Origin of the sequence: Antarcticibacterium arcticum, assembly GCF_007993795.1 — a bacterium.
Taxonomy (GTDB): domain Bacteria; phylum Bacteroidota; class Bacteroidia; order Flavobacteriales; family Flavobacteriaceae; genus Gillisia; species Gillisia arctica.
Window position 1 is genome coordinate 1531848 of the sequence record NZ_CP042476.1, and the last position, 13921, is coordinate 1545768.

General features: G+C 39.8%; 10 protein-coding genes and 1 pseudogene. 3 read left to right on the forward strand and 8 right to left on the reverse strand.

The genetic code is table 11. The features are described from left to right. The 5 genes from FK178_RS06865 to FK178_RS06885 form a co-directional block, all read right to left on the reverse strand. Positions 1-1854 (reverse strand): CocE/NonD family hydrolase, encoded by a 1854-nt coding sequence (locus tag FK178_RS06865; protein ID WP_146832626.1) that lies wholly within the window; start codon positions 1852-1854, stop codon positions 1-3. 107 nt (positions 1855-1961) lie between these two features. Next, positions 1962-3974: a protein-disulfide reductase DsbD family protein gene (locus FK178_RS06870; RefSeq protein WP_146832629.1), complete on the reverse strand. Its 2013-nt coding sequence runs from the start codon at positions 3972-3974 to the stop codon at positions 1962-1964. Continuing rightward, positions 3971-5284: a tRNA lysidine(34) synthetase TilS gene (tilS, locus tag FK178_RS06875; protein ID WP_146832632.1), complete on the reverse strand. Its 1314-nt coding sequence runs from the start codon at positions 5282-5284 to the stop codon at positions 3971-3973. Before tilS ends, FK178_RS06870 begins: the two co-directional genes overlap by 4 nt. A gap of 94 nt (positions 5285-5378) precedes the next feature. Next, the gene (pabB, locus tag FK178_RS06880) at positions 5379-6722 is read right to left on the reverse strand and encodes an aminodeoxychorismate synthase component I (RefSeq protein ID WP_146832635.1); all 1344 of its coding nucleotides are present in this window, start codon (positions 6720-6722) and stop codon (positions 5379-5381) included. Next, complete coding sequence (locus FK178_RS06885) at positions 6723-7259, reverse strand: NADPH-dependent FMN reductase (RefSeq protein WP_146832638.1); 537 nt, start codon at positions 7257-7259, stop codon at positions 6723-6725. A 260-nt stretch (positions 7260-7519) separates the two neighbouring features. Here FK178_RS06885 and FK178_RS06890 point away from each other — a divergent pair, with 260 nt between their 5' ends. Together FK178_RS06890 and FK178_RS06895 are read left to right on the forward strand one after the other, a co-directional pair. Continuing rightward, the gene (locus tag FK178_RS06890; RefSeq protein ID WP_146832641.1) at positions 7520-8869 is read left to right on the forward strand and encodes a DEAD/DEAH box helicase; all 1350 of its coding nucleotides are present in this window, start codon (positions 7520-7522) and stop codon (positions 8867-8869) included. 6 nt (positions 8870-8875) lie between these two features. Beyond that, positions 8876-9748 carry an aldose 1-epimerase family protein gene (locus FK178_RS06895; protein ID WP_146832644.1) on the forward strand — a complete coding sequence of 291 codons (873 nt, stop codon included), beginning with the start codon at positions 8876-8878 and terminating at the stop codon, positions 9746-9748. A 257-nt stretch (positions 9749-10005) separates the two neighbouring features. Here the strand turns inward: FK178_RS06895 and lpdA are convergent, their stop codons facing one another. From lpdA to FK178_RS06910, 3 genes are all read right to left on the reverse strand, one after another. Continuing rightward, the gene (gene lpdA / locus FK178_RS06900) at positions 10006-11415 is read right to left on the reverse strand and encodes a dihydrolipoyl dehydrogenase (protein ID WP_146832647.1); all 1410 of its coding nucleotides are present in this window, start codon (positions 11413-11415) and stop codon (positions 10006-10008) included. Positions 11416-11565: 150 nt separating this feature from the next. Continuing rightward, a complete protein-coding gene (locus FK178_RS06905) occupies positions 11566-11805 on the reverse strand; it encodes a hypothetical protein (RefSeq protein WP_146832649.1) in 240 nt (79 codons plus the stop codon). 99 nt (positions 11806-11904) lie between these two features. Then, positions 11905-12363 carry an Lrp/AsnC family transcriptional regulator gene (locus tag FK178_RS06910; protein WP_146832652.1) on the reverse strand — a complete coding sequence of 153 codons (459 nt, stop codon included), beginning with the start codon at positions 12361-12363 and terminating at the stop codon, positions 11905-11907. Between the two features lie 170 nt (positions 12364-12533). On the opposite strand from FK178_RS06910, the pseudogene FK178_RS06915 reads away from it, so the two are divergent. Continuing rightward, positions 12534-13747: pseudogene (locus tag FK178_RS06915) on the forward strand (aminotransferase class I/II-fold pyridoxal phosphate-dependent enzyme). The last annotated feature ends 174 nt before the right edge of the window (positions 13748-13921 follow it).

The window sequence follows — 13921 nt, forward strand, 5'->3', positions numbered from 1 at the left end:
CTATTTTTCTAACACTGAAAATTTAATAAATGAATCGCCATAAACCGTGTGGGACTCTTTTGTAAAATCTTCCTTTTTAGCTTCGAAGATATTTGGCACATAGGTTTGCGGATTAAGATCTATAAGCGGAAACCATGTACTTTGCACCTGGATTTGAAGTTTGTGGCCCTTTTTAAATGTATGATTTATGTCCTGTAAATTAAACGTAACATCTGTTTTCTTATTGGGTACAAATGGTTCCGGTTTTTCAAAACTGTTCCTGAAACGTCCCCGCATAACCTCGCTTCTTACCATCATATGATAATTACTCATTTTTAAGTGGTCCATGGTCTCCTCATAATCCTTTGAATCGTGAGGGTACACATCAATTACTTTCACCACCCAATCTGCATCTGTACCAGTAATAGCCACTTTTAGATGTGCTTCTATAGCGCCAACCAGGCTCATGTCTTCCTCAAGAACCGGGGTTTCAAAAACCAACACATCTGGCCGGCGGGCTGCAAATCGTTGATCTCCGGTCATATATTTACGCGGAGTAAATACGGCCTTTATTTCATCATTATAAGGAACAGGTTTTTTGGGATCACTTACAAAAGACATTTCAGCCTCTCCCGGCTCATTGGTTAGTTTTTGATCATCACCCAGGTAAAATATTTTATTTTGGGTATTTTGAGGAGGCCAGGTTTCAAATGAATTCCATTCTTTTTTTCCCGTATCAAAAATATAAGCTTCGGGTAATCCAGATTCTTTAGTACCGCTTCCCTTAAGAAAATGATTAAAGAATTTAGTTTCTATATTTTGCTGGTAGCCTTCAGAAATATCATCACCAAAATAAACATTTCCAACCGCCTGCCTTTTGGTCCTGCGCGCCCAATCTCCGTGGCTCCATGGCCCAAATACCAAAGTGTTATAGTTATTGCCGGAGCTTTCAATATTTTTATAGGTCTCAAAGGGGCCATAAAGATCTTCTGCATCAAATAATCCTCCCACTACCATTACCGCGGGTTTAATATCCTTTAAATGCTGGATTACTCCCCTGGATCTCCAAAATTCATTATAATTTGGATTTTCTTTCAATTGTTGCCAGAAGATGTTGTCTTCTTTGTAATATTCATCAAGATTACTTAATGGTCCTTTATCCAGGAAAAACTGGTATTGATCCTGGGTTCCAATATCGGGAAGTTCATACCAGGCTTCTGTCGTAGGGCTTTCCTTATCATACCCAAATAAAGTCGTTGCCCTCCAGTAGCTTAAGAGATAAGCACCATTATGGTGAAAATCATCAAAGAAAAAATCCCCTATCCCTGCCTGTGGCGATACCGCTTTTAATGCCGGATGGGCATCCAAAAGCGACATAATAGCATAATGCCCGGGATATGAGATGCCCCAGGTACCAACCTTTCCATTGTTGTTCGCGGCATTTTTAATTAGCCATTCAATAGTGTCATAGGTATCACTGGCCTCATCTGCCTGTTTCCGCTTTTTATTGGGAATATAGGCTCTCATGTTGTCATAGGAACCTTCGCTCATCCAGCGGCCCCGCACATCCTGGTACACTATAATATTACCCTCCTGCATGAGATAGTTGTTGGGGCCAATACTAGACCTGAACTGATCTTTCCCATAAGGCCGGGAACTATAAGGCGTGCGCTGCATAATTATAGGATACTTTTTTGAAGTATCCCTGGGAGTATAGATCGTAGTATGGAGTTTCACCCCATCGCGCATAGTAATATAAACCTCCTGCTTGCTATAATTATCTTTTACCTTATAATCTTCGGTAGTTTGTGAAAAGAGTGGAAAGGATAAGAAAAGACTTATGAGGGCAACATGTAGGGAACGGGAAAATTTCATGGAAACGGGATTTTTAAATAGTTTTAAACCAACCATAGGGGCTGTTCATTCTTAATTATCTTGATTAAAGGCCCTAAGATAGAAATTCCCTATATATCCCGCTAAATTTAATTCACTTCTCCTGCGTCTTTAAATTTCTGAAGGCCTTCCTTAAGCCAGTTTAAATATTCTTTTTCATTGGGAGTATAGCCAACCGGAGGGTTTAAAAGATTTACCTGAGGGTCGAGTAAAACATAGAAGGGTTGGGAGTTATTCTTGAAATTCACCGTTTGGAAGGTAGCCCATTTATCTCCTATGGTTTTTATTTTTTTAATGCCACCTTTTTCACGCACATAATTGAATTGATCCTGTTCGGGAAGTTCCATCCTGTCATCTACATAAAGGGATATTAATATGAACTCATTGTTTAGCATGTCATAAACCTCCGGCTCACTCCATACCTGCTCCTCCATTTTACGACAGTTCACACAGGCCCAGCCTGTGAAATCAAGGATTATTGGCTTATTTTGCTCTTTCGCAGCTTCAAGCCCTTTATCCCAGTCTTTATATGCTTTTAAACCTAAGGGGCCTTCTGTTTCCTTTTCATAGATACTGTAAAACAGTGGAGGTGGGAATCCGCTCAGGAGCTTTAGGTTGGCAAATGGAGTATTGGTAAGTCCCGGTATTAAGTAAAGAACGAACAGGAAAGTTATCGTTCCCAATCCAAACCTGGTTTTGGAGATCTTTTGCCGGGGACCATCGTGTGGGAACCGTATTAAACCAAAGAGGTACAACATTAATCCAATCGCGATAATTATCCAGATACCAATAAATATCTCTCTTTTAAGTATGCCCCAGTGCTCTACAAGATCTGCATTGGAAAGGAATTTAAAGGCAAGGCCCAGTTCTATGAATCCAAGCACAACCTTTACGGTATTTAACCAACCTCCGCTTTTTGGAAGGGAGTTAAGCCAGTTTGGAAACAGAGCAAATAATGCAAAAGGCAGGGCAAGGGCAAGGCCAAAACCTCCCATTCCAAAAGATAACTGGATTGCGCCACCATCTGTAGTAAGAGAACTACCCAGCAAGGAACCCAGGATAGGCCCGGTACAGGAAAATGATACCAATGCTAGCGTTAAAGCCATAAAAAAGATCCCTACAACCCCACCAATACTGGAAGCTTTATCATCCATACTGGTACTCCAGGAAGTGGGCAGGGTGATCTCATAATATCCAAAAAATGAGAAAGCAAAGAATATAAAGATCACGAAGAAAACCACATTAAGGGTAACATTCGTGGAAATATTGTTAAGCACCTCCGGGGCAAGGCTGTCCAGCAAATGGAAAGGCACACTAAGCAGGAGGTAAATTAGAAATATGAACACCCCGTAAAGGATGGCATTTACCAAACCTTTTTTCCGGGTTTTCGCGCCTTTAGTAAAAAATGAAACCGTAAGAGGTATCATTGGGAAAACACAGGGAGTCAATAAGGCTATAAGCCCACCAATGAATCCTAGAAAGAATATGGTCCAGTAACCGGTACTTTCTTCTTCCTCAAGTTCATATTGAGACCAACCCCTTATCTCAATATCCAGGTCTTTGGTTTTTTGAACATCCAGCTCACTTACATTTACATCTGTATATCCTTTAACAGCCTTATTCTCTGTTACAGAGAATTGAAAAGGAACAACGTCAGGTGGCAGGCACTGCTCATCATCGCACACCATATATTCCACCTCAACTTCCACAATTTTTTCGGGATCAAAAACCTTTATATTTTGCCTGAAAACAGCTTCATTTTTAAAGAATTTAATATCCATACCAAAAACCTCATCAAAAATGGCCTGGGTATCCGGTTCTTCGGTTGTGCCTATGAGTTCATAGGTTTCAGCAGAATTATTAAATGTGAAAGTGGTGGGAATAGGACCGCCTTCATCTACCTGCTGGGAATATAAATGCCATCCCTTTTCCAGATTTGCTGTAAAAATAAGGGTATATATGCTGTCATTTTGCTTTTCCAGGCGAGCCTCCCACTCTATTGGATCTGCTATTTGATCCTGAGATGTGGATGAAGTAAAAACCTGGGAATTAACGCTAAAATATGTACTTATAAAGAGGAGGAAGAAATAACAATATTTCATAAGGAGTAGGTAATTTTCAAAATATCCGGGGAAGAATCTGTCACGGCAAAACGGCCGTCGGCACGTTGATTAACTACCCAAACTATTTCATTTGAGGAGCATAAAAGCCAGGATTCCTCCTTCTCCGGCAAAGATAATTTATTGTCTTTAAAAAGGTCGCTAATTTTCTTTTTTCCTTTCATCCCAAAGGGGTGGAATTGATCACCTTTTTGCCATTTTCTTAATATTAAAGGAAATACAAGTTTATCTTTTGCAACATATGCAATGTGCGGGCCGGTTTCCCCTATTTTGTCTACACTTTCAAAACTTAATTTTCCCAAAGGAAGCATCACTATCTCTTCCCCTTCAGGTATGAGAAAATCTTTCCTTGTATTTTCTGAAGGGGTCTCGGTAAGAATTAGATAATCCCTGTCTTTTATGAGACGGTGAGTACCGGAATATACCATTTTACCGGTTTGTGCCTGTAAAAGGTCGTACACATCATTCCATTCAGTAAATCCGAAGGTTTTAAGTAGCTGATATAAGACCGCTCTGGTATTCGGGATCTTCTCCAAAACTTCAATTTTGAGCCTGTAGCCATACACATCCTTCGAAACTATTTCAGAATATAGCAAGCCAATATAATCTTCCATAAGATCATAACTCTCCTTAAGATGGGATTGGGTTTGAGTAAAAGCGTTCAGCAACTGCGGATTTATCTCTTCCATTAACGGAATTATCTCCAGTCTAATCTTATTCCTCAGGTATTTTGAAGATGCATTGCTGCTGTCTTCCCGCCATTGGATCTTATTTTCGAGAGCGAAGGCTTCAATCTCTTTCCTGGAAAAGTTCATAAGCGGCCGCACTACTTTCTCATTCTCTGTTTTTATTCCCGTTAAACCTTCAAGGCCAGTGCCTCTTATAAAATTTATAAGAAATGTTTCAAGATCATCATTTATATGATGCGCGGTAAGTATATAATCAAAATGGAGGGCAGCACTAAGCTGGTGAAACCAATTATATCGCAGCTCCCGTGCAGCCATTTGTATGGAAATGCCTGCATCTTTTGCATAAGCACTGGTGTCAAAACTTTCTGTAAACACCTCCACATCTAGGGCATCTGCAAGGTCAAGTAAAAATGCTTCATCTCCATCACTTTCTTCTCCTCGCAGATTAAAATTACAATGGGCTATTGAGAAGTTAATTTTGGCATTTTTGCATAAATGTGCCAGCACCACACTATCTACCCCCCCGCTTACTGCCACAAGGATCTTTCCGGTTGAGAGAAAAGGAAAATTCGATTTTACAAGGTTCTTAAAGGCTTTTTCCATGGTTAATTCAAAGATACAAAAGCCCGGAATAAAACTTCGCTGGAGGTGGTTATTTATCCTGTAATTTTAAAGCTTGTGGTAGTTTTGGAGAATACTATAAATCCAATGCCTTGCGCATAGCTTCAGATTTTAACAGGCATTCCTCAAATTCCATTTCGGGAATTGAACGTGAGGTAATAGCCCCGCCTACAGAAAAGGAAACGTACTTAGCGAGGGAATTATAAAGAATACTTCTTATTACCACATTAAAATCAAAATCTCCCTCGGGATTAAAATAACCCACCGCGCCACTGTAAAGGCCACGCCTGGATTCTTCAAGCTCTTCAATAATTTTCATTGCTGAAATTTTTGGGGCTCCGGTCATACTTCCCATTGGAAAGGTAGCTCTAAGAACTTCTACAGGCGGAATCCCTTCTTCAAGCTTTGCAGAAATTGTAGATATCATTTGATGCACTTGCTTAAATGAATACACCTTGCAAAGTTCATCAACATTCACACTGCCCTTTTTGGCAATACGCGAAAGATCGTTGCGCACAAGGTCTACGATCATAATATTCTCTGCACGTTCTTTTGGGTCCTGTGCAAGAATTTTTGCGATCTTCTCATCCTCTTCCGGGTCCTGAGACCGCCTTGCAGTTCCTTTGATTGGTTGCGAAATTATATGGCCGCCTTCCATTTTTAAATATCTCTCCGGGGAAGCACATAAGAGGTAATTATTTTCCAATTTTAAAAATACGGCAAATGGTGGCCGGGAGATTTCATTTAGATTTTGAAACACCCTGAAGGGATCAATTTCCCTGTTCTCAGCAAAAAATTCCTGACAAAAATTAGCCTCATAAATATCCCCGCGGTGAATGTGACGAAGCATTTCCTTTACCTTTTCGAGGTAATTCTCCTTTGAGATTCGAGGAACTATACCCTTATCAATTTTTTCTTCAGAAAAAGAAGGGGAAACCATTTGCCCTTCTTCATCTTCTGCTGACTTTTTTGCCGTTATTTTTCTTTCATAAGCCAGGATCTCTTTAAGATCTTCCTCCATGGAATCTTCGGCCATTTTCAGGTATCGCATTTCCAGCACATTATTCCTCACAAATAATAGTTTTTGAGGCTGGAAAAAATAGAGTTCAGGAAATTGAAGTCCGTCAAAATTATTGGAAGAGAGGACTTCTACATCGTTTTTAAGATCATAAGACAGGTAACCAAAGATCCAGTCCTTTGTAACTTCCTGATATTCCTGAAGCTTACTGAAAGCATTGAAATGGTCGGTTTTAATGGCCGTAAATGCCTCTACTGCAAGAACTGCATCAAAACTGGTGTGCTGGGGGGAGTGATCGTTACTGTCCAGCCAGGCGATCTCCTCAAACTGCCTGCTCCACTGCAGGAGTGCAGCTTTGAAATTTTGGGGGTTCTCTAAATGGTATTCCCGGGTTGTGCGCACTTAACTTTCAATTTGATGTGCAAAGGTAGTAAGCACATCTTCAATCCCCATATCTAAAACTTCATTTTGAATTTGGTCTCCTTCAAAATTCTCTTTAAAAGAAGGAAAGCTAAAGCTGTCTATTACCTGCCCACCAAACCGCGGAAAAATTCCTTTTGTATATTCCAGGGCAGATGCTCCCCCTCTAACACCATTTGAAGTGCTCATTAATAAAATTTTCTTTCCTTCAAGAAACTTTCTGTCAATACGCGATAACCAATCCAGGATATTCTTGAAAAATGCCGAAACATTGCTGTTATGTTCGTTTACTGAAATAATGAGGGCATCATGTTCTGCGATCAGGTTTTTTAGGACCTTAATATCTGTAGGAAAACCTCTTTCCAGCTCTAAGTCTATACAGTACATAGGAACATCAAATTCCCGGAGCTTAATTACTTTTATTTCATGGCCCTGAATTCTACCTGCCACGTGGGAAATCAATCTATGGTTTATGGAAATGCTGTTATTGGAACCTGCAAAGGCAAGAATTTTTTTCATATTTAGCTGCTTAGATTTTACCCTTTAGGAAAATAACCCTGGTATTTTTATTTGAGTCAGGTCAAAATTACCTTAAAAATTCAGGAGGAGGCTTTTCAGGGTGTTTTTTTATGAATAGTTTAAAAGTTGTAGCTCCTCATATCCTTCTTCAGGATACTGAAATTGGTGATTTTTAGACTGTACTGATTTATTACTCCCAAATTTATCAAAGATCTTAAATTTCAAAAGGTATCTTTGCAGATCATAAAAAAACATAATCCGTGAGTTTTCAGGATCTAAATTTAAATACCCCTTTATTAAACGCGTTGGAAGATCTTAAATTCCAAACGCCTACTCCTATCCAGGAACAGGCATTTTCCTCTATTATGTCCGGGAAGGATGTAGTGGGAATTGCGCAAACCGGAACAGGGAAAACCTTTGCCTATATGCTTCCTATTTTAAGGATGATGAAGTATTCAGAACAAAAGAACCCCCGGGTTTTGGTTTTGGTCCCAACCAGGGAACTTGCGGTACAGGTAGCTGAAGAAATTGAAAAATTGACCGCCTATATGAATACCCGCGTAACAGCGGTATACGGTGGAGTAAATATTAATACCCAGCACCAGGATATGTTGCAGGGACAGGATATAATTGTTGCAACTCCCGGAAGATTGTACGATCTGGTCCTTAGAAGGGCTTTGCAGTTGAAATCTATTCAAAAACTGGTGATAGATGAAGTAGATGTAATGCTGGACCTGGGCTTCAGGTTCCAGATAAATAATATTCTGGAATTACTTCCTGAAAATCGCCAAAGCATCATGTTCTCTGCAACTATGACAGAACCTGTAGAGGAACTTATTGATGCCAACTTTAAAACCCCGGAGAAGATCTCTGTGGCGGTAAGTGGTACGCCGCTTGAAAATATTGAGCAACGCGGATATCTGATCCCTAATTTCAATACCAAGGTAAATTTTTTAAGGCACCTGCTTAAAGATAAGGAAACCTATACCAAGGTGTTGATCTTTGTTGGTTACAAGCGACTTGCCGACAGGCTATTTGAAATGCTTGCCGAGGAATTCACAGATGAATGTACCGTTATACATTCCAACAAAACACAAAATTACCGTCTTAGGAGTATCAGGCAGTTTGGTGATGGTTTTTGCAGGATCCTGGTTGCCACAGATGTAATGGCCCGGGGTCTGGATATTGAAAGCGTATCTCACGTTATAAATTTTGACACTCCGGAATATCCTGAAAATTATATGCACAGAATTGGTAGAACAGGTCGTGCAGAAAAACCCGGAATTTCTATTGTTCTTACTACTGAAAAAGAAGAAGAGAACCTTGAAAAGATCGAGACCTTAATGGATATGAAGGTGCCACAATTTCAATTACCGGAAGAAGTGGAGATCTCCACAGTCTTAATCCCCGAGGAACAACCAAAGGTATTTGAGATTAACAACCCGGGGAACCGTAAAAATGATGATGCCCCCGGTCCCGCTTTCCATGAAAAAAGTGAGAAGAATAAAAAAGTGAATCTTGGAGGATCCTACAGGAGAGAGATCGCCAAAAAATACAAAAAGCCTAAAACACGGGGCGATAAGAATGCCAACCGCAGAAGAAAGAAATAACCAGAAATGTACCGGATAAAAAACCAGTTTCTAAGTATAGGGGTTAAGCCTGAGGGAGCCGAATTATGCAGCATAAAAGATGCTGAAAAAGATTTGGAATACATCTGGCAGGCTGATCCCGCTATTTGGGCAAGTCACGCACCCAATCTTTTTCCGGTAATTGGCGGACTTAAAAACGGGGTTTTTAATTATGAAGCTGAGGAATTTGCGATGCCCAAACACGGCTTCGTAAGACATAACAGAAATATAAGTTTAAAAGACCAAACCGCGAACAGCCTAACTTTTGAACTTTTATTTTCTCAAGAGACCTTGAAGACCTATCCATTTAAGTTCCGTTTTGAAATTGGATTTCATCTTAAAGGCAAAACGCTGTCAATTCATCATAAAGTCTCCAATCTGGATTCAAAACCATTATATTTTTCATTGGGTGGCCATCCTGCATTTAATGCGCCATTATATGATGGGGAAACTTATGAAGATTGTTATCTTGAGTTTGACCAAAAATTGGATCTGGACACCTTCATTTTAAGCAGCAATGGGTTGTTAACCCAAGAAACCAAACCGGTTATTAAAAACGATACTATTATTGGTTTGCATAAAGATCTCTTTAATAAAGACGCTTTGATATTTAAGGATATTCCTTCCAAAAAAGTTGCGCTGAAAAGTAAAACGTCGGGTACTATACTTACTGTTGAGTATTCAGATTTTAAAAATCTGGGGCTTTGGGCAAAACCGGGAGCGCCCTATGTGTGTATTGAACCCTGGCTTGGAATTGCAGATAATGAAAATACAACCGGGGATATAAAAACAAAAGAAGGCATCATTGAATTGATGCCTTCTAAGGAATTTTCTGCTTCCTATGCTATTACAATAGCTTAGGGAATCCAGTATAAGTTAACTTCTGTTTTTCTTCTTCGCTTCTTTCGCCGCGCGTTTCTCTTTCAATGTCAAAACCGGTTCTTTCTTTACCGAGTTTTTTGAAGGGGATTTTTCTTTTGCCATGGTTTCTGTTTATTACAGTTAATAAGTAGTATAAATGTACTAAAACTTATGACACAAAAATATATATACCATAGTACAAAAAAACCGGAAATTTTGATTTCCGGTCTTTTCTCAAATTTTTGAATATTCAGGTATTAGATATGCATCGCTCTGTCACCGGTTGCAGCCATTGCAGCCTCCTTAACAGCTTCTGCATATGTAGGATGCGCGTGGCTCATTCTGGCAATATCCTCTGCTGAAGCGCGGAACTCCATTGCCGTAACGGCTTCGGTAATAAGATCGGCAACCCGGGCACCTATCATATGGACCCCAAGCACCTCATCTGTATCGGCATTGGTGAGTATTTTTACAAATCCGTCGGTATCCCCACTGGCACGTGAACGTCCCAGAGCACGCATAGGAAATTTACCTTCTTTATATTTTACACCGGCTTCTTTTAATTCTTCTTCGGTTTTTCCAACTGCCGAAACCTCCGGCCAGGTATACACTACTCCCGGAATAAGGTTATAATCTATATGCGGTTTTTGCCCTGCGATCACTTCAGCAACAAAAGTTCCTTCTTCTTCGGCTTTATGTGCAAGCATTGCGCCTCTAACCACATCGCCAATGGCGTAAATATTCTTCACATTGGTTTGTAAATGGTCATTTACGGTGATCATTCCGCGGTCTCCAATTTCCACTCCGGCAGCTTCCGCATTTAAACCATCGGTAAAAGGCTTTCTTCCTACCGATACCAAACAATAATCTGCTTCGAATTCAACCTCGGCACCTTTTTTATCGTCTGCTTTTACGATCACATTATCCCCATTCCTTTCAACAGACTTAACCTTATGACTTACGTTGAACTTCATACCCTGTTTCTTAAGAACCTTGGTAAGTTCCTTGGAAAGCGCAGCATCCATGGTTGGAATGATCCTGTCCATATATTCAACCACGGTAACTTCAGCTCCCAGACGTGCGTAAACCTGACCAAGTTCCAGTCCTATTACCCCGCCGCCTATCACTATCATCTTTTTGGGGATCTCCTTCAGCTTTAAAGCTTCAGTAGAAGTAATCACTCTCTCTTTGTCAAGTTTAATAAAAGGAAGATTGGCCGGTTTAGACCCGGTAGCAATAATTATATTTTTAGCCTCAAGGGTTTCTGTTCCGCTCCCATCTGTCTTTTCAACATTCACATGGGTGGCATCCTTAAAAGATCCAACTCCCTGGAAAACATCAATTTTGTTCTTATCCATTAAAAATTTCACGCCGTCACAGGTTTGGCTAACTACCGCCTGTTTCCGGCTCATCATTTGTTCCAGGTTCACTTTTATATCCCCCGAAATTTCTATCCCGTGCTCCTCAAAATTTTTTACGGCATCATCATAATGATGAGAAGAATCCAGCAAAGCCTTACTTGGAATACATCCCACGTTTAAACAGGTACCTCCTAAAGTTGAATATTTCTCAATAATTGCTGTTTTTAATCCCAGTTGTGCGCAGCGTATAGCAGCTACATACCCACCCGGGCCAGATCCAATTATTACAACATCATATGTGCTCATAAATATATTTTTTTGATATTTTTTTCAAACAGTCACAAAAGTACAATTATTCTCTTCAAAGATCATAATCTTTGAAGGAAACAGGGAGTCCCGGCCTGCTTATATTGAGACTTTTCTTTGAAATAATTCCCGCAGTTTAAAGGGAAGCTGCTATTTTCCCATTTTCTTTTTCTCTTCCTTGGAAGTTGACCCCGGACTTTTTCCCCGCTGCGCGGTAGAATCGGGCGGAACAGATTTTTTGTGCTTTAATATGTTTGGCTCCAAAGTGACAAATTTATCATCGCCTTTCGCACTTCTTTCGGGTGAAACAGGTTCTATTTCAGATCTGGTGCCGGGAGCTTTGCCCTGGCCGGCCGTGGCATTTGAATTGGGAGTTTTGCGCTTTGACATAAGAGTAGTTATTAAAGGAAATTTGAATAATTTATTTTCGACTTATTAGATCGTCACTTCTAAAATATGCAAATCTGCAAAGCTTTAATTGTAACAAAATCATAAAGGTAGTGCAGTAGTCATTTTTACCGGGCTTATTATAAAAGTGCTTTGGGTACTGCCAATATGTTCCAGGCTGGTGAGTTTAGAAAGCATAAACTCCCTATACGCCTCAATATCTTTAACCAGGATCTTCAGGATATAATCATATTCGCCGCTTACGTGATAACATTCCAGGACCTCTGGTAGTTTTACAACTTCGGCCTCAAATTTCAAAACATTGGTTTTGGTATGTTGTACCAGTTTTATCTGGGTGAATACCATAAAGGCTTTCTGAATTTTATCTGGTTTTACAAGGGCCACGTAACCTGAGATCACCTCATTTCGCTCCAGGCGTTTTATGCGCTCAAAGATTGCGGTGACCGACAAATTAAGGAGATTTGAAAGCTCTTTATTTGTGACCTTGCTGTTCTGTTGTAACTTCTGAAGGATCTTCTTATCAATATTATCCAGTTCCATAAATGAAAAATTTTCGGTAAGCAAACCCGAAAATAATAAATTTCAGAATAAATATCTATAAATATTATTTTATACCGATAAATATTCTAAATACCACCCCATAGATTGACTTTTGTTCATAAAATTCCGTATTTTGAAGGAACATTGTAACCCTAAAAATCAATTTTATCATGAAATATAAGCCAGCCAATCACATTCAGGATCTTCAGTATTTTGGAGAGTTTGGAGGAGTAAATCCTTCAATTTCTGATTCCTCTACCTACACTTTTCTTTCAGCAAAAACAATGTTCGATACGTTTGAAGGAAATGCAGATGGGTGTTACCTGTATTCAAGGCATTCCTCACCTTCTAATCTTTATTTAGGCGAAGCACTCGCTGCTATGGAAGGTACTGAAACCGCAAATGTGGCTGCCTCGGGAATGGGAGCTATAACTTCGGCTATACTGCAGTTATGCCAGGCGGGAGATCATATTGTTTCTTCACGAACTATTTATGGGGAACTTATGCCTTTTTAAAGAATTTCACGCCCAAATTCAACATAGAAACAACTTTTGTAGATATCACCAAGCTGGATCTGGTGGAAGCAGCCATCAATGAAGACACAAAAGTTCTTTATTGTGAAAGTGTAAGTAATCCATTACTTGAAGTAGCAGATATCAAGGGTCTTGCGAAAATCGCCAAAAAACACAATATTCCATTGGTAGTAGACAATACATTTTCACCTTTGTCTATTACCCCTTCTGAGCTTGGTGCAGATGTGATCATTCACAGTTTGACAAAATTCATAAACGGAAGCAGTGATACTGTTGGAGGTGTTACCTGCGGTACCCAGGAATTCATAAATTCCCTCCGCAGTGTAAATGACGGGGCCAACATGTTATTGGGACCAACAATGGATAGTCTAAGATCAGCATCCATATTAAAAAATATGCGTACCCTGCATATAAGAATGAAACAGCACAGCAAAAATGCCATGTTCCTTGCTAAAAAGTTTGAGGCCGATGGCTTCAGGACGGTTTATCCCGGCCTTGCCTCCCACCCCAGTCATGAGCTGTTTAAGGAAATGATGAATCCCGATTATGGGTTTGGCGGAATGCTAACCATAGACGTGGGATCTATTGATAAAGCCAATGAACTTATGGAATTAATGCAGGAAAGGAACCTGGGTTATCTTGCGGTAAGTTTAGGGTTTTATAAAACTCTTTTCAGCGCGCCGGGAAGTTCTACTTCTTCTGAAATTCCCGAAGATGAACAAAAAGAAATGGGACTTAGCGACGGACTTATTAGATTTAGTATAGGCCTGGATAATGATATTGAAAGAACCTATCAAATGATGAAAGATTGTATGGAACAGGTAGGCTTACTTAACACTATGGAAGTTTAAGAAAGATTTCATTTTAAAAATGTTGAAAATTTCCGGGAGCTTCTCCCGGAAATTTCTTTTTATATGCTTTCCAGGGGACAATTTAAAAATCCAAAACAAGCTAATTGCACAGCTTTTTAATTTAACCTTGCTCAATTTCCCTTAAAATCGTAACATTACGACCCAAAACAGTAT